Genomic DNA, 20,725 nt, shown 5'->3' with positions numbered 1-20,725 from the left:
GGGTGGGGTGGTGGGGCCGCTGAAGGAGGTGCGCGCGGCGTTCGGGCCGGATGGCGCGCCGCTGCGGATTCCGGTGGAGCTGGAGGAGCACCGGTTCCTGGCGGCGCGGCCGGTGGAGCTGCTCACCGACGTGCTGGCGGACGAGGCGGCGCGGGCACCGGCCTTCGGCCTGGACAATGCGCTGCGCCTGCCGTTTCGCGTGGCGGCGAAGACGGGGACGAGCCGGGCGCACGTGGACAACTGGGCGGCGGGCTTCACGCGGGAGCGCACGGTGGCCGTGTGGGTGGGCAACTTCGATGGCACGCCGATGCGGGGTGTGTCCGGCATCACCGGCGCGGGCCCGGTGTTCGCGCGGGTGATGTCGCTGGCGATGCGAGGGGTGCGCGCCGCGCCGCTGGTGGACCGGAGCCACTTCGAGTCCGCGGCCATCTGTGCGTTGTCCGGCGAGCGGGCGGGGCCGAACTGCCCGGGCCTGCTGAAGGAGGTCTACCTGCCGGGCACGGCGCCCCGGCACGACTGCACGATGCACCGGAGCGACGGCGCGCTGGACGTGGGCCCGGCGTACCTCGCGTGGGCGCAGGCGGAAGGTCTCGCGTCGGCGTCGGTGAGCGCGGAGGGCCGGCCGGGAAGCCGGGCCGGGTTCATCCTGCCGGCGGACGGAGACGAGTTCCTGGTGGAGCCGCAGCTGCCCGAGGGTGCGCAGGCGGTGCCGGTGCGGGTGATGGCGCCTCCCGGGGCGAAGATGCTGGAGCTGCGCACGGACGACGGGCGCCGCATTGAACTGCCGCCTCCCTTCGTCACGCGACTGCCGGCGGTGGCGGGGGTGCGCAGGCTGGAGTTGTGGGCTCCCGGCGGCTCCGAGCCGCTGGCGGTGACGCGGTATCGCGTTCGATGAACGCGGTGGGCTTGGCCGTGCTCCTTGCCGCGATGGTGGCGGGCACCGCGTCCGGCGAAGCGCGCGTGGCTCGCCCGTCGGATGCGAAGCCCGGGGTGGCTCCCGAGACGGGCGTGGAGGTGCGGATCCTCTCGAAGCACCGGCCCGCGCGGCTGCGCCTGGACGGACCCCGTTCGCTTGAAGTCTTCGCCTCGCGCGACGTGCTGCTCGTGGACGGACGCGCGGTGTCGCCGCCCCTGCGGCTGGAGTCCGGCCGCTGGCGGATCCGGGGTCGCAACCTGGACCGGCGCTACGAGGGCTCGCTGTCCCTGGACGCCCGTGCTGGCGAGTTGATCCTCATCGCCACCCTTGCGCTGGAGACCTACGTCGCGGCGGTCACCGCCAGCGAGACCGAAGTCGACACGCCGTTCGAAGCGCTCCGCGCCCAGGCCATCACCGCCCGCAGCTACGTGCTCGCCTCGGGCCGGCGGCATGAGGAGGCCCGGGCGTGTGATCTCACCCACTGCCAGGTCCTGCGCGGCGAAGGCTTCGCGCGTCACCTGGCCCGTGCCCGCGATGCGGCCCGTTCCACCGAAGGCGTCGTGCTGCGCCTGCGCGATGGCGCCATCGCGCTCGCGCCCTTCCATGCGAGCTGTGGTGGCCACACCGCCGAACCCGTGGCCGTGTTCGGTGCTCCGGATCTCACTGGCGCCGCCGCCGTGCCCGACCGCTGCCCTGCGTCTCCCTGGAGCGCCGTCGTCTCGCGCGCGCAGGTGACGGCCGCAGCCACCGAGGCCCTGGGCAGCCCCGCGCAGGCGGCGGATCTGCTCCTGGACCGCGACTCCAGCGGGGCGGTGGTGCGGGTGGTGGACCGCGCTTCGGGGCGCGACGCCCGGGGCGATGCCCTCTTCCGCGCGCTCGGGGCCCGTGCCGGTTGGGATCGCATCCGCAGTGCGCGCTTCTCCTTCGCGTTCGGCGGAGAGCGGGTGCTCGTCGAAGGTCAGGGACACGGTCACGGCGTCGGTCTGTGTCAGGCCGGCGCGGCCCTGCTCGCCCGGCAGGGCCAGACCGCGGAACAGTTGCTCGCGCACTACTTCCCGCGCGCCCTTCTCTCGCACACGAAGGACAAGTGAACCCGGGGGCCGCAATGGCCCCCCGTTCGCAGTCGTCCGCGAGGGAGACGTGCCTTCAGGGGCCATCCTCTCCGCCCCCCCCGCGAGGGGTTATCAGCACCCCGAGTGCTCCGTATCGATTGCACAGAGCCCTCAGTCCCGCGCAGTCCAGCGGGGCGTGGCCTCGCGCACCGGCCATCCCGGTGCGGGACCCAACCGGGGAGGCATCACATGGCGTTCAACCTGATCGAAGCGGTCGGCTCACAGTTCATGAAGAAGGGATTGCTCCAGAAGATCAGCGGGAGCCTGGGCGAGGATCCGCAGGCGACCACCAAGGTGCTGCCGGGCGCCATCGCCGCGGTGGCGGCGGGCGTCGTGGATCAGGGCGGCAATGAAGCCGGAGCGCACCGTCTGCTGTCGAAGCTCAACGAGGGCGGCTTCACCGGACCCGACGCGGGTCCGCTCCCCGACGGCGTCGGCGAGGGGCTGATGGACGAGGAGGAGCGCGGCAAGGGCATGCTGAACGGGCTGTTCGGCAACAAGCTCGGTGGCATCGCCGACGGCCTCTCGCGCTTCGGTGGGATGCGCAACTCCGGCTCGGCGATGAAGCTGCTGTCCCTGGCCGCGCCCATGCTCATGGGCGTCCTGGGCAAGCAGGTGCGGGATCAGCGCATGGGCGCGTCCGGGCTGATGCAGATGCTGAACGGTCAGCGCTCCAACATCGCCGCGGCGCTGCCAGCCGGCGTGGGCAGCCTCCTGGGCTTCGGCGGCACCTCGCGCCACGCGGTCGCGGAGGTCATCGAACCCCACCGCGAAACCGTGACGCAGGTCCGTGAGACGGCGACCGTCCGCGAAGCCGTCCCCCGCCAGACCATCACCCGGCCACCGGAGAAGAAGAAGAGCATCGCCGGGTGGGCCGTCCCCCTGGCCCTGCTGGCGCTGGTCGCGCTCGCCTGGGGAGCCCTGCGCGGCCGCAGGAACGAACCCGCGAAGGCCCCGGTGGCGACACGCACGACGCCCGCGCCCCGCGTGGATGAGCGCGTCGCCCAGGCGCCACAGCCCGCGCGTCCCACGCCTGCGCCGCAGCCCGCGCCGGTGACCCCGCCGGCGGTCCCGCCGCAGGCCGAGGAGCAGACCCCGCCCGCGACGGGCGGCTCCGGCACGGAGGAGGGCACGGGCGGCGCTGGTACGGAGGAGGGCACGGGCGGCTCGGGCACGGAGAAGGCGCGCGTGAGCGATGCCACCGGGCTGCGTGAGGCCTTCGACAGCAAGAACGCGGAGTCCCAGGGCTTCGTGCTGGAAGGCGTGGAGTTCAAGACCGGGTCGGCGACGCTCACCGCGAAGGGCAAGCAGCGGGTGACGGAGCTGGGCGACGTGCTGAAGGAGAAGCCCGACGCGCGCGTGCGCATCAAGGGCTTCACCGACTCCACGGGCAACGCGGACGCCAACCAGCGGCTGTCGCAGACGCGCGCGGACAGCGTGAGCAAGGCCCTGGTGGGCGAAGGCGTGCCCGCCAACCGCATCGAGGCCAGCGGCGAGGGCGACGCGGAGCCCATCGCCCCCAATGACACCCCCGAGGGCCGCGTGCAGAACCGCCGCATCGAGGTGCAGGTGATCCCGCAGTAGTCCCCCATGCACGCGTTCCCGGCGGCGTACGGCCTTCCCCGTGAAGGCCGTACGCCGCTGTCTTTTCGTGCCCCGCTCATGGGACGCATCAGGGGGGCAGGAGGGCAGGGGAGCGCCCCTGTCGCCAGGCCGTCGCTTGGGGTACGCCGGCCGTGACTGGCCGCATCCTGTCCACCGCGTTACATCCCCCGGGGGCACCACTTCTGTCAGGCTGCTGCTAACGCCTCGCGTTAGGGCTTCACGCTTGACCCTGCTTTCACCCACCCTCTAGAAGGCCCGCGACCCATGGCGACTCCCGATCGGTTTCCCCTCCCACAGGTCTCCGAATCCACCCGCAAGCCCGAGTGGTTGAAGGTGCGTCTGCCGCACGGGGAGGGGTACGAGCGGGTCAAGGCCATCGTGAAGCGCACGAAGCTGGCCACGGTGTGCGAGGAGGCCCGCTGCCCGAACATCGCCGAGTGCTGGGGCGGAGGCACCGCCACGGTGATGTTGATGGGCGAGGTGTGCACGCGCGCCTGCCGCTTCTGCCACGTGAAGGTCGGGGCACCTCCGCCGCTGGATCCGATGGAGCCCATCCATCTGGCGCAGGCGGTGAAGGAGATGAACCTGGAGTACATCGTCGTCACGTCGGTGAACCGCGACGACCGTCCGGACGGGGGCGCCAGCCACTTCGCGTCCGCCATCCGCGAGCTGCGCAGGGAGAGCCCGCGCACCCTCGTCGAGGTCCTCATCCCCGACTTCAAGGGGCAGGAGAAGGACCTGATCACCGTGGCGGAGGCGAAGCCGCACGTGGTGGCGCACAACGTGGAGACCGTGGAGCGCCTGACGCCCACGGTGCGCGACCGCCGCGCCACCTACCGCCAGTCGCTGCGCGTGCTGGAGTTCCTCAAGAACCGCCCGGAGCGGGTCTACACCAAGACGTCGGTGATGGTGGGGCTGGGCGAAACGGATGAGGAGCTGGAGCGCACGTTCAAGGACCTGCGCGACGTGGGCGTGGATGTCCTCACGCTGGGCCAGTACCTGCAGCCCTCGCAGTACCACCTGCGCGTGGAGCGCTTCGTGACGCCCGCGCAGTTCGAAGCGTACAAGGCGCTGGCGGAGTCCTTTGGTTTCCTCTACGTGGCCTCCGGGCCGCTGGTGCGCTCCAGCTACCGCGCCGCCGAGTTCTTCATGAAGGGCCTGATGGAGCGCGAGCGCGTGGAGCGCCTGGGCTGACCTGACGCACCCTTCCCCAACACAGAGAGACACACCCCCTCATGGCGACTTTCGAATTCAAGCTCCCGGACCTCGGCGAAGGCGTGATGGAGGGCGAGCTTGTGAAGTGGCACGTCAAGGAGGGCGACCTGGTGAAGGAAGACCAGGTGCTCGCCGAGGTGATGACCGACAAGGCCACCGTCACGGTGCCCAGCCCCCGCGCGGGCCGCGTCGTGAAGACGCACGGCCGTGAAGGGGACATGGCCAAGGTGCACCAGCTGCTGGTGACGCTGGAGACCGAAGGCGGAGCCCCCGTGGCGAGCGCTCCGGCCCACGGCGCTCCGGCGGCCGTGAGCGCCCCCGTGGCGGCGCCCGCGCAGGCCCAGGCGGCGTCCCAGACGCAGGCCGCCTCCAAGGTCCTGGCGACGCCCGTCACGCGCCGGATGGCGCGCGAGCACGGCCTGGACCTGGCGGAGATCTCCGGCAGCGGTCCGCAGGGTCGGGTGACGAAGGCGGACGTGGTGGCGGCGCTGGAGGGTGGCGGCGCGCCGAAGAAGAACGAGGTGACGGCGCCCGCGCCGCAGGCCGCGCGTCCGGCGGCGCCGCTTTCGACGGGGCGGGGCGACGAGCGCATCGCGCTGCGCGGGCTGCGCAAGAAGATCGCCGAGAAGATGGTGCGCTCGAAGTTCACGATGCCGCACTTCGCGTTCGTGGAGGAGGTGGACGCCACGGACCTGGTGGCCCTGCGCACGCGGCTCAACAGCCAGCTGGCGGCGGCCGGTGACGGCACGAAGCTCACGTACCTGCCGTTCATCGTGAAGGCGACGATCGCGGCGATGAAGAAGTTCCCGCACCTCAACGCGAACTTCGACGAGGCGTCGCAGGAGCTGGTGGTGCGCGGCGAGTACAACATCGGCATCGCGGTGGCCACGCCGGACGGCCTCACGGTGGCGGTGGTGCGCAACGCGGATCAGCTGACCCTGGGCGAGCTGGCGAAGGAGATCTCCCGCCTGAGCGCCGCGGCGCGCGACCGCAAGCTGAAGATGGAGGAGCTGACGGGCGGCACCTTCACCATCACCTCGCTGGGTCAGAGCGGCGGGCTGTTCGCCACGCCCATCCTGAACCACCCCGAGGTGGGCATCATGGGCGTTCACAAGCTGAAGAAGCGCCCGGCGGTGAAGAACGATCAGGTGGTCATCCGGGACATGATGAACCTGTCACTGTCCTGCGATCACCGCGTCATCGACGGTGACGTGGCGGCGAGCTTCGTCTACGAGGTCATCAAGTATCTGGAGGCACCGGACCTGCTGTTCCTCGCGATGGCGTGAGGACACGCGTCGTGGTGCTCGCCCGGCCGCCCTGACTCCGGGGGGCGGTGGGCGCGGGGGGACTTCCGGACATGAATTCCGAGGCGGGCATCCGCGATGGCCGACAATCCCCGTGAGTTGATCCGCGCCGCCCAGGCCGCCGAGCTTCAGGGAGACATGACGCGCGCTGCGGACTGCCTGGAGCAGGCCGCGGCGCTCTACCAGCAGTCTGGACACACCTCGCGCGCCTCGCAGTTGCTGCGGCAGGCGCGCCAGCTGAAGAGCCGGTCTCCGGATGTGAGCCCCTCGTTCGCCGCGGCGATGGCGGGCGGGAAGGACGCCATGGCGTTCCGTTCCCTGTCCACGATGACCTGGAGCGACGCTGCGTCCGCCGCGTTCAACGACAAGGCGGAGGCCGGGGGCCTGCCGGGTCCGTCCGAGCGCGAGGCGCCGGGCGAGTCTGGAGCGCAGCGGTCCTCCGGGCGCCATGAAGCTGTCGGCGCTGGGGGCCTGCCGCATCCCTCCGAGCCTCCGGCAGCCAGCGGATCCGTGGGGCTGCCGCCGCTCGCTGAACGGATCGCGGCGGTCGTGCTGGAAGGCTCCACGCGGCCTTCCGGGGACCCGGCGGACATCGCCGCCGGTGGCTCCTCGCGCTCCACGGAACGCGCGGCGTCCGCCCAGCTCGCGGATGCGCTGAGCCGCTCCGACTCCTCCAGCGCTGACCAGGCCCCCCAGGAACGTTCCTGGCACTCCGGACCCGGCCCGTTCCCGGGACGCGCCGAACACGCCGACTCCGGGCAGGCCACGGGCCCCCTGGAACATGTCGAGCACGATGACTCCCTCCAACCCGGAGGCCTGCTGGGCCCTCCCGAGGACGACGACGTCATCGTCCCCGGTGGCCTGCTGCGTCCTCCAGATGAGGACGAGGCTCCGGAAACCGCGAGGCCCGCGCACGGACGTCGGCGCGAGAAGCGACTCATCGAACGGGGGCCCACCCGCGCGGATCCTGCGCTGGATGCGTGGTGCTCGTTCTGCTGCCGGCCTCGCGGCGAGGTCGGTGACCTGGTGGCGGGCCCCGCGGGCGCGTTCATCTGCAAGGGCTGCCTGGGTGAGTCCCAGGGCCTGCTCGGCGACGTCGTCGCGTCGCCCCGTGCGCGCAAGCCCGTGGAGGACGCGACCGCCGAAGGCGTGGAGATGCTGGGCCACGACGAGGTGCGGACCCTCCTGGCGCGCACGCTCCAGGCGGGAGCGCGCTGCATGCTGCTCGTGGGGCCGGAGGGCTGCGGCAAGAGCATCTTCTTCCAGTCGGTGCAGCGGCGGGGGCAGGGCGTGCTCACGTCGGTGGAGACCCTGGAGTCCGCCCCTGGCGCGGACGTGCTCCTGGTGGAGGACGTGGACCGGCTGGAGTCCGGAGCCCAGGCCGCGCTGGTCGCCTTCCTCGCGAGCCACCCGGAGCGCGCGGTGGTGATGAGCGCTCGGGGCGCGGTGTCGTCGCTGGGCCTGTGGGTGCGAGGGGAGGGCGGCAGCCTGCCCGTGCCCACCACCGCGGGCCTCATGGAGGCCGTGCAGGGCTCGCTCCCGGTGGCGCTGCTGGAGCGCGTGCAGGTGCTGTTGCCGGTGCGCCGTCCGACGGTGCCGGAGCTGGTGGAGGTGGCCCGGCGTTCGCTGGCCCTGCGCCGTCCGGCGGTGTCCCTGTCGGAGGAGGTGCTGGGCGCCTTCGCGGCGGAGGCGGTCCGCTCGCCCCGCGCGGGCCATGAGCTGCGCGCCCTGCTGTCGCGCGTGTATGCGGGCTCCTGGAGCCTGGAAGCGGCGCAGACGCCCGCGCCGTCCGCCCCCGCGCCGCACCCCGGCCGGGGGGGCCGGAAGGGAGCGCCATGAACACGCTCACCGTCTTCCGCCTGGGTCGGGTGGAGTACGAGGACGGACTGAAGCTGATGCACCTGTTCGGCGAGGCCCGCATGCAGGGGCTCGTCGGGGACACGCTGCTGCTACTGGAGCACCCGCCCGTCCTGACGCTGGGCCGCGCCGCGAAGCGCGAGAACATCACCGCCACCGACGCGCGCCTTGGGGAAGAAGGCGTGGAGGTGTTCGACACCAACCGGGGCGGCGACGTCACCTACCACGGGCCGGGACAGGTGGTGGGCTACCCCATCCTCCTGCTCCCGCCAGAGCGCCAGGACGTGCGCCGCTACGTGCGCGACGTGGAGCGCGGCCTCATCCAGACGCTCGCGGGCTTCGGCCTCACCGCGGGGCCCATCCCGAAGTGGCCGGGCGTGTGGCTGGGGCAGGAGGGTTCGCCGGATGCGCGGAAGATTGGCGCCATTGGCGTCCACCTGTCCAAGTGGCTCACCACGCACGGCTTCGCGCTCAACGTGAACACCCGGCTGGAGCACTTCCAGCTCATCGTCCCGTGCGGCATCCGCGAGGCGGGCGTCACGTCCATGCAGCGCGAGCTGGGCCACGCCGTGTCCGTGCCGGACGTGGAGGAGGCCCTCGCCCGCGAGTTCAGCCAGGTGTTCGACGCCCGGCGCGTGGACGGTGAGGTGTCGCTGCGCACGGTGAGCGTCGCGGTGGTGAAGGGCCAGGGCCCGGAGGCGCGCGTGCTGCTCCTGAAGCGGACGCCGGAGCGCGGCGGCTTCTGGCAGACCGTCACCGGACGCCTGGAGCCCGGGGAGTCCCCAGCGCAGGCCGCCCGCCGCGAGCTGGTGGAGGAGACGGGCCTCGCCGCCGAGCCCGTGGATCTGCACTACCGCCACGCGTTCGCGCTGGGAGACGCGCTGCCCCCGAAGCTCGTGGAGGAGCACGGCTTCGCGGTGCACGTCGAACCGGACGCTCCGGTGCGACTGGGCCCGGAGCACGAAGCCTTCGAGTGGGTGGACGTGCCTGCCGCCCTGCGACGGCTGCCCTTCCGGGGCCTGCGCGAGACGGTGGCGCGGGCCCTGGAAGCGCGGCGTCCGACTACAGCTTGAGCACCATCGCCTCCTTCGCGGCGATGGCCTCCGGGCGCTGCTTGCGCACCTCCCGCACCAGCTTGTCCATGGCCGCGTCGTCGCGACCCGGATCATGGTGGAAGAGCACCAGCTGCTTCACGTCGCTGGCGTCGGCCGCCTTCACCGCGGCCTCCCAGGTGGAGTGGCCCCAGCCCGTGCGGCCCCGGTACTCGTCCTCCGTGTACATGGAGTCGTAGATGAGCGCGTCCGCGCCGCGAGCGAAGTCGAACAGGCCCGCGTCCAGCGCGGTGCCGTGCTCCACGTCCGTGGCGTACACCAGCGAGCGTCCGCCGAAGTCCACGCGGTAGCCCACGTTGCCGCCGGGGTGGTTCAGCTCCAGCGTGCGCACCGTCGCCTTGCCCACCGGGATGTCCTTGCCCACGATGACGTCCCGGTACTCCAGGCGCGTGCGGAACACGTCCTCCGCCGTCACCGGGAAGTAGGGGTGCACCATCTGCCCGGCCAATATCTGCTTCAGCGACTTCCCATCCCGCGGCGACCCGTGGAGCGTCACGTCGTTCGCGGGCGAGAACATCGGCGCGAAGAACGGCAGGCCCTGCAGGTGGTCGTAGTGGTAGTGCGAGATGAAGATGTTGGCCTTGACGGGCTTGCGCGTCGCCGCCAGCGCATCCCCCAGGCCGCGTGCTCCCGAGCCCAGGTCGAAGATGAGCAGCTCGTCGCCGCAGCGGACCTCCACGCACGGCGTGTTGCCGCCGTAGCGCTTCGTCTGCGGGCCGGGCGCGGGGATGGAGCCGCGCACCCCCCAGAACCGCACCTCGAAGCGCGCGGTGCTCCGCCGGACCGGGCGCTTAGCCGGCCTTGGCTTCGGTGTCGTCGTCCTCCGCGAAGAGCTCAATCAGGTGCCCCGTACGCTCACGCTTCGTCTTCAAATAGTCGACGTTATGCGGATTGTGCTCGGTCCGGGAAGGGATTCGGCGTCGGACCGCCACTCCTTCTTCGACCAGCCCCGCGATCTTCAGCGGATTGTTGGTGATCAGGTCCACTGACTGCACGCCCAGTGAGCGCAGCATCTCCGCCGCCACGTCATAGGAGCGCAAATCGTCCGCGAAGCCGAGCTGCCGGTTGGCCTCGTAGGTGTCCAGCCCCTTGGACTGGAGGGCGTAGGCCTTGATTTTGTTGCCCAGGCCGATGCCCCGGCCCTCCTGGCGCAGGTAGAGCACCACGCCCAGGCCGTTCTGCGTGACGAAGTCCATGGCCCGGTCCAGCTGCTCGCGGCAGTCGCACTTGAGGCTGCCGAAGACTTCGCTCGTCAGGCACTCGGAGTGGATGCGCACCGGGACGCCGTCCAGGCCCGCCGGCTCGCCCACCACCAACGCCACGTGCTCCCGCCCGTTGCGCTTGTCGCGGAACACGATGGTCTTCAGCACGCCACGGGCCGTGGGCACATCCGCTTCCGAATACCGCTCCAGATGCTGGGTCGGCTTTCGGGTCGGCAGGACCTGGGGTGGGCGAGTGTCGGACATGGTAGGTCTTCTCCCAGTGGAGGAGCGTTTCTTCTCGCTCCGCCGGATGCAAGTCAAGGTGGCACCCCCCATGGGTGGGGCATCACCCGCAGGGGATAGATGCGGTTGCCGGCTTCCGTGTTCCTCAGGCCACCCACGACAGGGGGAGAAGCTCGACATGGGATCCATCAGTCAAGCTGCTGATTTCCCGGGGGAAGTGGAGCAGGTGGGTGGCTGCCGACGCTGAACGCAGGACACCCGACGTTTGCGTCCCGAGGGGCTTCGCCCACAGCTCGCCCGCCCGCCAGCTCACCGTCACGCGGACGAAGTGGGCCAGCCCGGGGGGCTTGGACAGGCGGCCGTCCAGGCGCCCTGACACCCGGGGGGGCTCCACGTCCTGGATGCCCAGGAGCCGGCGCAGGGCGGGGCGCACGAACAGCTCGAAGGTCACCAGCGAGGAGGTCGGGTTGCCGGGCAGGCCGAAGAAGAGGGTCGGGCCCCGCTGGCCCACCACCAGGGGCTTGCCGGGCTTGATGGCCACGCGCCAGAAGTGCTGCTCCACGCCCAGGGCCCCCAGGGCGTCCTTCACGAAGTCGTGGTCGCCCACGGACACGCCCGCGCTGGTGAGGACCACGTCGAAGCCGTCCGTGCGCGCCAGGGCCTCCTGGACGGCCTCCCGGGTGTCCCGGGCGATGCCCAGCAGCGTGGGCAGGCCGCCCGCGCGTCGCACCGCCAGGGCCAGCGCCGGGGCGTTGGTGTCCACGATGCGCCCGTCGGGCGGTTCATCCGCCCGGCACAGCTCGTCGCCGGTGGACAGCACCGCGACGCGCGGCCGGCGGGGAACCGGCACGGACGTCATGCCCTGCGCCCACAGCAGGCCCAGCTCCGGGATGCCCAGCGGGGTGCCGCGCCCCAACAGCACGTCGCCCTCGCGCGCGTCCTCGCCCCGGGGCCGGATGAAGTTCCCCGGCGCCACGGCCTCCAGCACCTCCACGCTGTCGGGGGCGAGGGGGCGGGTGCGCTCGCGCATCACCACCGCGTCCGCGCCCGGGGGCAGGGGGGCCCCGGTCATGATCCGCGCGCAGGTGCCGGGGGTGAGCTCCCGCGTGGGCAGCTTCCCCGCGAACACCGTCTCCCCGACCGTGAGCCGCACGGGCAGCGGGCTGGAAAGATCCGCTGTGCGCACCGCGTAGCCGTCCATGGCGGAGTTGTCCCAGGGGGGCAGGGTGCGGCGGGCCAGGACGTCCTCGGCCAGGGCCCGACCCAGGGCGTCATCACCGGGCACCCACTCCGTGGGCAGGGGCGCGCAACGCTCGAGGATCCGCGCGCGGGCCTCCTCCACCGGCAGCAATGCGGGGACGTCACTCATGCGCTGATCTATAACGGCGGCAAGGGTCTTCCAGGGACGTTTTCGCAACCAAAGTCCGAGGGAAAATCAAGTGTTAGTTTGACAGCCCAACTGATCACCGTTACAAGCAACCGTGATCGCGAGGCTCGCGTCCAACAGCAGGGGCGTCCCGCCAACCCGTTGATAGCACACGGGAATTTTCAAGGAGACAGCGTCGATGGCCAAGCCCAAGTCCGGGGCGAAGAAGCCGACTCCCGCTGCAAAAGCCGGTGCGAAGCCTGCCGCGAAGAAGGACAACGCGTCCCGGCTGGATCTGATCCGGAACGCCTCGAAGAAGGTGGCGACGGCCGCGACGAAGGTCGTCAAGGCGGTGGCCGAAGGGGCGAAGGGGAAGGTCGCGGCGGTCAAGAAGGCGGCGGCGGAGAAGCCTGAGAAGGCGCCCGCGGCGGCCAAGGGAAAGGCGGCGGCCAAGGCGGCTGCTCCAGCTCCCGCCACCGCCAAGGCCGGCAAGTCCGCGGCCCCTCCTCCCGCGAAGGCCGCGCCCGCCGCGGTCGGGAAGAAGGCGACGGGCAAGGCCGGATCCAAGGCCCAGCCGTCCGTCCCCTCCGGTCCCCCCGTGGAGAAGCCACGTCCGCGCGCGACGAAGCTGCCCCCCGTGGGCGAGCCGCTCACGAAGCGCGAGATGGAGCAGCTGCTGACCGCCGGCGAGGGCCGCGGCGTGATGGGGGAGGGCAGCCTCAAGGGCCGGCTCATCCTCAGCGGCGAGCTGCCCCACCTGGTCGTCGTCGGCCGCGACAAGCGCGAGCTGACGTTCCTGCTCCAGGGCCCGGATCAGGAAGTGCTCCCGGCCTACGTGGACCACAAGGTCTCCGTGAGCGGGATGATCCGCAAGACGACCAACCACAGCGGCGTGGTGGAGGTGCGCAAGTACTCCGCCAAGAAGCCGGAAGTGGAGGAGCCCGCGGCGCCGCCGTCGGACTCGGAGCCGAAGCTGCGCTACCTGTCGCCCGGCGAGGTCTCCATGGCCGTCGCCGCCGGCATGGGCGCGGGCATCAAGGGCTTCGCCAGCATCCGGGGCAACCTGGAGATGATGGGTGACGACTTCGTGCTCGTCGTGTCCAACGGGGGCACGCGCCAGCAGGTGTCGTTCGCCATCGAAGGCAAGGCGGCCGTGAAGAGCCTGCGCAAGCACGTGGGGCAGACGCTCCAGGTGACGGGCGTGGTGGACAAGTCCTCCGGCTGGGGCGGTCGCATCACGGCGGAGAACGTGGAGCCGCGTCCGTCCGAGGCGCGCTCGGTGTCGCGCGACGAGATGGAACTCGTGCACATCGAGGGCGAGGTGCCCACGTCCGTGGACGTGAAGCTCAACCACGGCCTCACGGTGCGCCTGCAGGAGCAGCCCGGCGCGTTCTGGGCCATTGAACCGACGCTGGCCAAGCGCGTGGGCCTGCGCGAGGCCAACTTCGAGCCGGGTCCCAACGGCAGCCCCGCGACCCGCGAATTCTTCTTCACGCCGCGCAACCCCGGCAGCTTCGAGATGGAGTTCTTCCTCGCCAAGGCGTTCACGCCGGGTGTGGTGGAGCGCTCCTTCAAGATCAACGTCACCGTCAGACCCTGAGGGTCTGGGCGCACGGGCCCTCCCTGGACCGAAAGGTCACCCGGGGAGGGCGAATGGGGCCCGGGGGGTTCCCGCCCGCACCCTTCGGGCTTACCCGTTCCCTGAGCGGCCTTGCCGCAACCCTCCCGTGAGCCTTTCCCAAGAACACATCCGACAGCTCCTCGCCGAGGCCGACCACCCGTTGGGCGTGAAGGAACTCCTGCGCCTCGGGGGGCTGCATCCCGGCCAGCAGACCGAACTCAAACGTGCCCTGCGCGAACTGGTCCGCGCGGGCGTCATCCTCAAGGACGGCAAGCGCTTCCGCCTGGAGGGCCCCCAGGGGCCGCGTGCCCCGAAGGATGAGGGCGAATCGCGCCGTCCGTCCCCCGTGGCGCCTCCCACGCGCAAGCGCGGTCCCGCGCCGGGCAGCGGGCGCGACGAGGGCCGGGGTGCCTTCCGCGACACGGCCCCCAGTCCCAGTGGCCCTTCGCGGGGGGCGGCCGACTTCCGGCGCAACCTGCAGCGCGGCGGACGGAACCGGGACGAGCGCTTCGAGGACTCCAGCGAGCCCACGGTGGAGGGCATCCTCCACGTGCACCCGAACGGCTTTGGCTTCGTGCACCCGGTGTCGGGCGAGGGCGAGAACATCTTCCTGCCGCCGGGCGAGGCGCAGCGGGCGCTCGACAATGATCGGGTGCTCGTGGAGGTGGCGGGCCGGCCGGGACGCTTCGAGGGCCGGCTGCTGCGGGTGGTCAACCGCCGGCGCGAGATGGCGGTGGGCACCTACGTGGAGCAGGGCCGCCACTCGCTGGTGACGCCCAACGACACGAGCCTGCCCGGGCCCATCCGTGTCCCCGCGACACAGATGGCGCGCGACGGCGACCTGGTGAAGGTGCGCCTGGGCGTAGGCGCGGATCTCCTGGAGCCGGGGCAGGGCCTGTTCGGTGAGGTCGCAGGCTCGCTGGGCCGTCCGGGCGAGCCGAGCGCGGAGGTGCTGGGTTCGGCCTTCTCCCAGGGCTTCTCCGACGAGTTCCCTCCGGAGGTGATGGACGAGGCGGATGCGTTCGCCGTGCGCGTCACGGAAGCCGAGGCCACGGCGGAGAACCGCCGCGACCTGCGCTCGCTGCCGCTGATCACCATCGACGGTGAGGACGCGCGCGACTTCGACGACGCGGTCTACGCGGAGCCGCGGGCCGATGGCTGGCGCCTGGTGGTGGCCATCGCGGACGTGTCCCACTACGTGAAGGACCGCAGCGCGCTGGACGTGGAGGCGCTCAACCGCGCCACGTCCGTGTACCTGCCGGACCGCGTGCTGCCCATGCTGCCGGAGCGGCTGAGCAACGGCATCTGCTCGCTGCGTCCGGACGAGGACCGGCTGTGCATGGTGGCGGACATGACGTTCGACCGCCAGGGCACGCGCCGCTCGTCGGAGCTGTACCCGGCGGTGATGCGCAGCGTGGCGCGCTGCACGTACAACGAGGTGCAGGACGTCCTGGACGGGACGGACGTGCCGCACCGCAACGCCTTCAAGCCCCAGTTCGAGCAGCTGATGGCGCTGGCGCGCGCGCTGATGGGGATGCGCAAGGCGCGAGGCGCGATCGACTTCGACGTGCCCGAGCACAAGGTGGTGCTGGGGGAAGACGGCCTGCCCGTTCGCATGGAGAAGCGCGAGCGCAAGGACAGCCACCGGCTCATCGAGGAGTGCATGCTCGCCGCCAACGAGGCGGTGGCCACGTACTTCCAGGATGAGGGCCTGCCTTCGGTGTACCGGTTCCACGGCGAGCCGGATCCGGAGAAGCTGGCGGCGTTCGCCACGCTGGCGGAGGCGTACGGCTTCCACCTGGACGTGGATGACGGCGTGTCGTCGAAGGAGCTGGACGCGTTCATCACGCAGCTGCATGGGCACCCGGAACAGCGGGCGCTCAACCAGCTGCTGCTGCGCTCCATGATGCAGGCCATCTACACCGCGATGCGGGTGGGCCATTACGGGCTCGCGGCGGAGAACTACCTGCACTTCACGTCGCCCATCCGGCGGTATCCGGACCTGCTGGTGCACCGCATCCTCAAGTCGGTGTGGGCGCGCAAGGGCAAGCGGCCCTCGGAAGCGCAGCTGGAGCGCGAGGAGGAGCGGCTGGAGGGAATGGCCCAGCAGTGCTCGGAGCGCGAGCGCGCGGCCATGACGGTGGAGCGCGAGGTCGTGTCGTTCTACGCGGCGCTCCTGATGAAGGACCGCGTGGGCGAGGAGTTCGACGCGACGGTGGCGGGCATCGCCGAGTTCGGCTTCTTCGTGGAGCTGGACACGGAGCACGTCGAGGGCCTGGTGAAGGCGGAGACGCTGGGGCCGGGCTCCAAGCTGGACAAGCGCGTGCACTCGCTCGTGTATTCAAACGGGCGGCGCGTGCGCGTGGGCCAGAAGCTGCGCGTGCGGCTGCTGTCCGCGAGCACGGTGTCGCGGAAGATCGACTTCGAGGCGCTCCAGTTCGAAGGGGAGTCGCCGCTGGCGCGGACCGAGGAGGCACGGCCGACGTCGCGCCGCCGCGAGTCCGTGAACGAAGCGCCCCCGTCGCGCTACGGCGGCAAGGCCGGTCGTCCCGGCCGCAACGAGCGCGAGGCCGTCAAGGCGGGCCGCAAGCCCTGGGAGAGGGCCCCTGCGGCGGAAGCGCCCGTGGGTCGCAAGCCCTGGGAGAAGGCCGCTCCGGCGAGCTCACTGCTGGAGCGCAAGCCGTGGGAGCCCCCCGCGCAAGAGGACATCGCCTCCGAGGAGGCTGCGTTCCTGACGGGTTACGAGGACGTCACGAACGTCCCGTCCCCCGAGGAAGTCCTTCCCGAGGAAGCGTCCAAGCCGCGTCCGCGAGGTCGGTTCAGCCGGGAAGGGCGCCGCGAGGAGGCCGCACCGGCCCGCGCGGGTTCGCGCTTCCCGCGTGCCCGGACCGAAGAGGCCGCGCCCGAAGCGCGCGCTGCGAAGGCGGAGCCGGCCACCCCGACGAAGGGCAAGCGCCGCCTTTTCCGCCCCGCGGAACCGGTTCGCCCGATGCCCGAGTCCGAGGAAGCACCGGCCGTAAGCGCGCCGCGCGAGGACTTCACGCCGTCGGAGCCGGCCTTCGAGGCCGACCGCTTCGGTGAGGACGCGCCGGCCGCGTCACCTCACCCGGGCTTCGACCGGATCCGCGCGCTGGCCGCGCAGCGGGGCCTGCTGTCCGAGAAGCCCGCTCCGCGCCGTGCGAGCACCGCGAAGAAGGGCCGCAAGCCGGCCACCGAAGCGCGCGCGAAGCCTGCGAAGAAGTCCCCGGCGGGCAAGAAGCCCGGCGGCAAGAAGGGCGCGGGCACGAAGGCGGGGCGCGGCGCTCCCGGCAAGCGCAAGCGCTGAGTTTCCATCCAAGGAGGCTGTGTGGGCGCAGTGCGAATCGTGGGGTTGATGCTCGCCGTGGCGGGCGGGGTGTTGCTGTTCACCGGGCTCAAGGCGAAGGACTCGCTCACCGAGCGCGCCAGCGAGCTGCTCACCGGGCGCAACACCGAGCAGACGACGCTCTATGTCGCGGGCGGTGGCGCGGCGCTCGTGGGCGGTGTGCTGCTGGCCCTCTTCGGAGGAGGGCGGGGCCGACGTTAGGCCCCACCCCGTCCGGTACTTCCGCGCGGGCTACGGCTTGTTGGTGGCCTGCGCGGCCTTGGCGCGCTTGGTGGCCTCGCCGAACTGCCTGGTCATCTCGTTGAACTCGGCCTGGAGCTGATCGATGCGCGTCTGGTGGGCCGCGGAGCTCGCCTTGGCGGCGGCGACGCGCTCGGCCGCGTTCGGATCCACGACGGCCTTCTTGCCCTTCTCCGGCTTGGGCGGCGTGGCGGCCTCGATGGCCTCCTGCTCGGCGGCGTCGCGCATGGCCTTCTCATGCTCCATGTACTTCGCCATCACGACGCGCTTGTTGAGGTACGAGTTGGCGGAGTCCGGGTTGATGGCGATGACCTGGTCATAGACCTTCAGCGCCTTCTCCAACTCCTCGGGGACCGCCGGGGAGCCCATGCTGCGGGCACCACCGCGCTGCGAGTGCATCTCCGCGATCCAGCCCAGGGAGTCGGTGTCCTTCGGGTTGATCTTCAGCGCTTCCTGGAAGTACTGCACGGCCTTCTCCATCGGGCCGTTCTTCGCGTACATCGCCGCGATGTTGCGGTAGACGGCGGCCCTGTCGTCCGGCGTCTTGGCGAAGTCGAGCATCTTCAGCGCGGCCTGCGCGGCGTCATCCGTCTGACCCAGCTGCAGGTGCGCGAAGGCCTTCTTCTCCCAGACCTTCTCCTGGGTCGGGTCGAGCTTCAGCGACTCCTCGTACGCCTTGGTCGCCTCCGCGTAGTTCTTGTCGGCGAGGAAGTTGGTGCCCTTGACCCGGAACTCCTTGGCCTTCTCCGCCTTCTCGTCGCCACAGCCAAAGCTGCCGCCCAGGGTCAGCACCCCGAGCATCAATCCCACGCGTCCCAGCCGCTTCATGCCCAAAGCCTTTCGTGAAGTTCCAGGGGCACGCCTCTCGGGGCCCCATGTGGCGCGGAATATACCCGAACTCGCCTTGTGAACTGCTCGTCCTGAAGGCTGGGTCTCCCCCCAGGCGGCCCGGTGCTCCGGGAGCCCTCAGGACCGACCGCGCGCCACCAGGTAGACGAGCAGGGGCGTGCCCAGTGCGGCCGTCACCACCCCCACGGGCAATTCACGCCCCGGCAGGATGACGCGGGCCGACGCATCGCACAACGCGAGGAAGGCGGCCCCCACCACCACCGAGCCCGGCAGGAGGACGCGTCGGCTCACACCCAGCGTCCGTCGCACGAGGTGCGGGACGATGAGCTCCACGAAGGCGATGGGGCCACACCAGGCGACGCAGGCGGCGACACCCAAGGCGCCCAGGCCAATGGCCACGGTGCGCACGCGGCGGACGGGGACGCCCTGGGATTCGGCGTGCTCCTCGCCGGCGATGAACACCTCCAGGGCCCGGGTGAGGGCAAGCAGGCCCACGATGGTGACGAGCGCGAACGGCGACAGCATCAGCACGCCGGAATAGCCCACCTGGGGCAGGTGACCCAGGGACCAGCGGGTGGCGGCCATCAGCTCGGCGGAGTCGGCGGTGAACTGCAACCCGGTGGCGAGTGCCCCCGCCGCCATGGAGCAGGCGATGCCCGCGAGGACCACGTCGTTCATCCGCACGCGGCGGCCCGCGGCGATGGCGGCCACCACGAAGCTGACCCCGAGCGCCCCCACGAAGGCCGCGGCGGTGATGAATGGCAGGCCCCCAGGAGCCAGCCGGGCCCCCAGGACGATGGCCACCAGCGCGCCCAGGGTCGCTCCGGCAGTGGTGCCGACGGTGCTGGGCGCGGCCAGCGGGTTCGCGAAGAGCGACTGGTACACCGCGCCGACGAGCGACAGCGTGCCGCCCACGAGCATCGCCATCAGGGTGCGGGGCACCCGAAGCTGCCAATAGATGAAGTCCGCCGAGTCGGCGGAAACCCCCGGGCCGATGAACGGCGCCACCGCGCAGGCGACCATACATACCAACAGGAGGAGCCAGAGCTTCACGGCGTGCCTCCGCCTTGGGGCAGTCCGACGAAGACGCGGTGTCCGTCCACGGAGGTGCTGTGCATCCGCACCCCGAACAGCGCGCCCAGGTGTTCGCCCAGGTCGGGCGCGTCGTAGTCCGCGTCGAACACCACGCGCCCCTGCGCCAGTCCCACCACCCGTGGCGCGCGCGTTCCCGGGAGCCGCACGTGCGTGAGCACGTTGACGTCATGGGTGACGCAGATGAGGCCGCGTCCCGCACGCCACAACTGGCCCATGCGTGTGTACAGCTCCATCTGCTGCGCGGGGTCCAGGAAGTTGGCGGGCTCGTCCAGCAACACCCACGGCGTCTCCTGCGCGAGCAGTCCCGCCATCGCCACGCGTTGCCGCTCGCCCCCCGACAGCTCCGTCACCGGACGCGAGGCGAAGTCCTGCGCCCCCACCTCCGCGAGCGCCCGCTGCGCCGCCGTCTCCGATGCGCGGCGGGATTCGGGGAAGCGGTAGCGCGCCGCGACCACCTGCTCCAACGCGGTGATGGGCTCCGCCGTCTCCAGCCGTTGCGGCAACCACGCCAGCAGCGCCGCACGCTCCCTGGGCGGAAGGCCCGCCACGTCGCGTCCCTCCACGCGCGCATGTCCCGAGTCCGGCCGCAGCAGTCCCAGCGCCACGCGCAGGAGCGTGGACTTCCCCGCGCCATTGGGCCCGACGATGGCCACGAACTCACCGGGCGCCACGTGCAGCGACACGCCCTCCAGCAGCGTCCGCCCACGGGCCCGCACCGTCACCGTGTCCAGCGTCAGCCCGGACGTCATCGCGCGGAGGGCAGGGTGCCCAGGGCGGCCCGCAGCCGCTCCACGACATCCAGGATGGCCGGGCCGGTGGACTGCACGTCGGAGCCGACCACCAGCCGCACCCGGTCCTCCCGCGCCGCGCGCAGTCCGGTGAGCTTCTTCCACGGCGCCAGCACCACGGCCTGTTGCCCCGCGTCCATCCTCGGCGTGGTGACCAGCACCAGCACCGCGTCCGGATCCACCGCGATGAGCCCCTCCAGCGACAGGTTGGGCGGCCCGGCGACATCCTCGGCGATGGCGTTGCGTGCGCCCGCCGACTCCAGGGCCGCGCCGTGCAGCGAGCCGCGCTTCATGTACCAGACCTCCGACAGCGTGCCCGCCGCGTCGCCCAGCACCAGCAGCACCCGGGGCGCGTCCTTCGGCGCGGGACGCGACAGCGTGCTCTGGAGCCGCTCCGCCAGCGCCGTGGCCTGGGCCTCGCGGTCGCTCAACCGGCCCAGCTCCTTCACGCTCCCGACCACTTCGGAGAGCGACAGCCAGGGCAGCACCTTCAGCGGCGCGAGCGCGGACAGCGCCTCCGCCGGAGCCTGCTTCACCTGCTGATCCACGAGCAGCGTGGGCTTGAGCCGCGCGATGGCCTCGAAGTTCGGCGCGAACGTGGTGCCCACCCTGGGCAGGGCGGGAGTGCCTTCCGGCAACACCGTGTAGTCCGACACACCCACCACCTGCGGACCCGCGCCCAGCGCGAACAGCGTCTCCGTGACGGACGGCGACAGCGAGACGATGCGCCGCGCCTGCGAAGCCGGAGGCGCCGACTTCTGGCAACCGGCCGCGAGTGCGAGCACGACGACGAGCAGGGAGGGGAGGCGGAAGAGACTCATGGGGCGGGTGGACTT

General features: G+C 71.5%; 16 protein-coding genes and 1 pseudogene. 10 read left to right on the top strand and 7 right to left on the bottom strand.

The genetic code is table 11. The features are described from left to right. The 7 genes and pseudogenes from D7X74_RS24325 to lipB all read left to right on the top strand — a co-directional run. Positions 1-895 (top strand): annotated as a pseudogene (locus D7X74_RS24325) (penicillin-binding protein 1C); the annotation flags it as partial. Positions 896-912: 17 nt separating this feature from the next. Then, complete coding sequence (locus tag D7X74_RS24320; RefSeq protein ID WP_233602229.1) at positions 913-2,007, top strand: SpoIID/LytB domain-containing protein; 1,095 nt, start codon at positions 913-915, stop codon at positions 2,005-2,007. A gap of 210 nt (positions 2,008-2,217) precedes the next feature. Continuing rightward, positions 2,218-3,612 carry an OmpA family protein gene (locus D7X74_RS24315; RefSeq protein ID WP_120535384.1) on the top strand — a complete coding sequence of 465 codons (1,395 nt, stop codon included), beginning with the start codon at positions 2,218-2,220 and terminating at the stop codon, positions 3,610-3,612. Between the two features lie 285 nt (positions 3,613-3,897). Beyond that, complete coding sequence (gene lipA / locus D7X74_RS24310; RefSeq protein WP_120535383.1) at positions 3,898-4,827, top strand: lipoyl synthase; 930 nt, start codon at positions 3,898-3,900, stop codon at positions 4,825-4,827. Between the two features lie 41 nt (positions 4,828-4,868). Continuing rightward, positions 4,869-6,134 carry a dihydrolipoamide acetyltransferase family protein gene (locus D7X74_RS24305; RefSeq protein WP_120535382.1) on the top strand — a complete coding sequence of 422 codons (1,266 nt, stop codon included), beginning with the start codon at positions 4,869-4,871 and terminating at the stop codon, positions 6,132-6,134. Between the two features lie 96 nt (positions 6,135-6,230). After that, positions 6,231-7,991 (top strand): ClpX C4-type zinc finger protein, encoded by a 1,761-nt coding sequence (locus D7X74_RS24300; protein WP_233602228.1) that lies wholly within the window; start codon positions 6,231-6,233, stop codon positions 7,989-7,991. After that, the gene (gene lipB / locus D7X74_RS24295) at positions 7,988-9,082 is read left to right on the top strand and encodes a lipoyl(octanoyl) transferase LipB (RefSeq protein ID WP_120535381.1); all 1,095 of its coding nucleotides are present in this window, start codon (positions 7,988-7,990) and stop codon (positions 9,080-9,082) included. The genes D7X74_RS24300 and lipB overlap by 4 nt, the downstream gene beginning before the upstream one ends. Here lipB and D7X74_RS24290 read toward each other — a convergent pair. From D7X74_RS24290 to glp, 3 genes are all read right to left on the bottom strand, one after another. Further along, entirely contained in the window at positions 9,072-9,878 is an 807-nt protein-coding gene (locus D7X74_RS24290) for an MBL fold metallo-hydrolase (protein WP_120535380.1), read from the bottom strand. The two genes, lipB and D7X74_RS24290, sit on opposite strands and share 11 nt — an antisense overlap. 34 nt (positions 9,879-9,912) lie before the next feature. Continuing rightward, positions 9,913-10,587 carry a GTP cyclohydrolase II gene (ribA, locus tag D7X74_RS24285; RefSeq protein ID WP_120535379.1) on the bottom strand — a complete coding sequence of 225 codons (675 nt, stop codon included), beginning with the start codon at positions 10,585-10,587 and terminating at the stop codon, positions 9,913-9,915. Positions 10,588-10,711: 124 nt separating this feature from the next. Continuing rightward, positions 10,712-11,935 carry a gephyrin-like molybdotransferase Glp gene (gene glp / locus D7X74_RS24280; protein ID WP_120535378.1) on the bottom strand — a complete coding sequence of 408 codons (1,224 nt, stop codon included), beginning with the start codon at positions 11,933-11,935 and terminating at the stop codon, positions 10,712-10,714. Positions 11,936-12,131: 196 nt separating this feature from the next. Here glp and D7X74_RS24275 point away from each other — a divergent pair, with 196 nt between their 5' ends. The 3 genes from D7X74_RS24275 to D7X74_RS24265 all read left to right on the top strand — a co-directional run bounded on the left by D7X74_RS24275 (position 12,132) and on the right by D7X74_RS24265 (position 17,118). After that, positions 12,132-13,532 (top strand): protease inhibitor I42 family protein, encoded by a 1,401-nt coding sequence (locus tag D7X74_RS24275; protein WP_120535377.1) that lies wholly within the window; start codon positions 12,132-12,134, stop codon positions 13,530-13,532. Between the two features lie 127 nt (positions 13,533-13,659). Next, the gene (rnr, locus tag D7X74_RS24270) at positions 13,660-16,878 is read left to right on the top strand and encodes a ribonuclease R (protein ID WP_120535376.1); all 3,219 of its coding nucleotides are present in this window, start codon (positions 13,660-13,662) and stop codon (positions 16,876-16,878) included. Positions 16,879-16,899: 21 nt separating this feature from the next. Then, positions 16,900-17,118, top strand: coding sequence for a DUF3185 family protein (locus tag D7X74_RS24265; RefSeq protein WP_193348558.1), 219 nt, complete (start codon positions 16,900-16,902; stop codon positions 17,116-17,118). Positions 17,119-17,148: 30 nt separating this feature from the next. Here D7X74_RS24265 and D7X74_RS24260 read toward each other — a convergent pair whose 3' ends face one another. The 4 genes from D7X74_RS24260 to D7X74_RS24245 all read right to left on the bottom strand — a co-directional run. Beyond that, entirely contained in the window at positions 17,149-17,985 is an 837-nt protein-coding gene (locus D7X74_RS24260) for a tetratricopeptide repeat protein (RefSeq protein WP_120535374.1), read from the bottom strand. Between the two features lie 138 nt (positions 17,986-18,123). Then, a complete protein-coding gene (locus D7X74_RS24255; protein WP_233602227.1) occupies positions 18,124-19,059 on the bottom strand; it encodes an iron ABC transporter permease in 936 nt (311 codons plus the stop codon). Further along, positions 19,056-19,850, bottom strand: a complete 795-nt coding sequence (locus D7X74_RS24250; protein ID WP_120535372.1) for an ABC transporter ATP-binding protein — start codon at positions 19,848-19,850, stop codon at positions 19,056-19,058. The genes D7X74_RS24255 and D7X74_RS24250 overlap by 4 nt, the downstream gene beginning before the upstream one ends. Further along, a partial coding sequence (locus D7X74_RS24245) for an ABC transporter substrate-binding protein (protein ID WP_370450802.1) occupies positions 19,847-20,725 on the bottom strand: 879 nt, incomplete at its 5' end. The genes D7X74_RS24250 and D7X74_RS24245, both read right to left, overlap by 4 nt.

Source organism: Corallococcus sp. CA047B, assembly GCF_003612065.1.
Classification (GTDB): domain Bacteria; phylum Myxococcota; class Myxococcia; order Myxococcales; family Myxococcaceae; genus Corallococcus; species Corallococcus praedator.
The sequence above is the reverse complement of the archived record's forward strand: the minus strand, read 5'-3'. Positions and strand labels throughout refer to the sequence as shown.

Coding starts and splice junctions, on each gene's coding strand:
- D7X74_RS24275 (WP_120535377.1), top strand. CDS start 12,132: ATGGCCAAGCCCAAGTCCGGGGCGAAGAAGCCGACTCCCGCTGCAAAA.
- D7X74_RS24250 (WP_120535372.1), bottom strand. CDS start 19,850: ATGACGTCCGGGCTGACGCTGGACACGGTGACGGTGCGGGCCCGTGGG.
- D7X74_RS24315 (WP_120535384.1), top strand. CDS start 2,218: ATGGCGTTCAACCTGATCGAAGCGGTCGGCTCACAGTTCATGAAGAAG.
- D7X74_RS24305 (WP_120535382.1), top strand. CDS start 4,869: ATGGCGACTTTCGAATTCAAGCTCCCGGACCTCGGCGAAGGCGTGATG.
- glp (WP_120535378.1), bottom strand. CDS start 11,935: ATGAGTGACGTCCCCGCATTGCTGCCGGTGGAGGAGGCCCGCGCGCGG.
- D7X74_RS24300 (WP_233602228.1), top strand. CDS start 6,231: ATGGCCGACAATCCCCGTGAGTTGATCCGCGCCGCCCAGGCCGCCGAG.
- lipB (WP_120535381.1), top strand. CDS start 7,988: ATGAACACGCTCACCGTCTTCCGCCTGGGTCGGGTGGAGTACGAGGAC.
- ribA (WP_120535379.1), bottom strand. CDS start 10,587: ATGTCCGACACTCGCCCACCCCAGGTCCTGCCGACCCGAAAGCCGACC.
- lipA (WP_120535383.1), top strand. CDS start 3,898: ATGGCGACTCCCGATCGGTTTCCCCTCCCACAGGTCTCCGAATCCACC.
- D7X74_RS24260 (WP_120535374.1), bottom strand. CDS start 17,985: ATGAAGCGGCTGGGACGCGTGGGATTGATGCTCGGGGTGCTGACCCTG.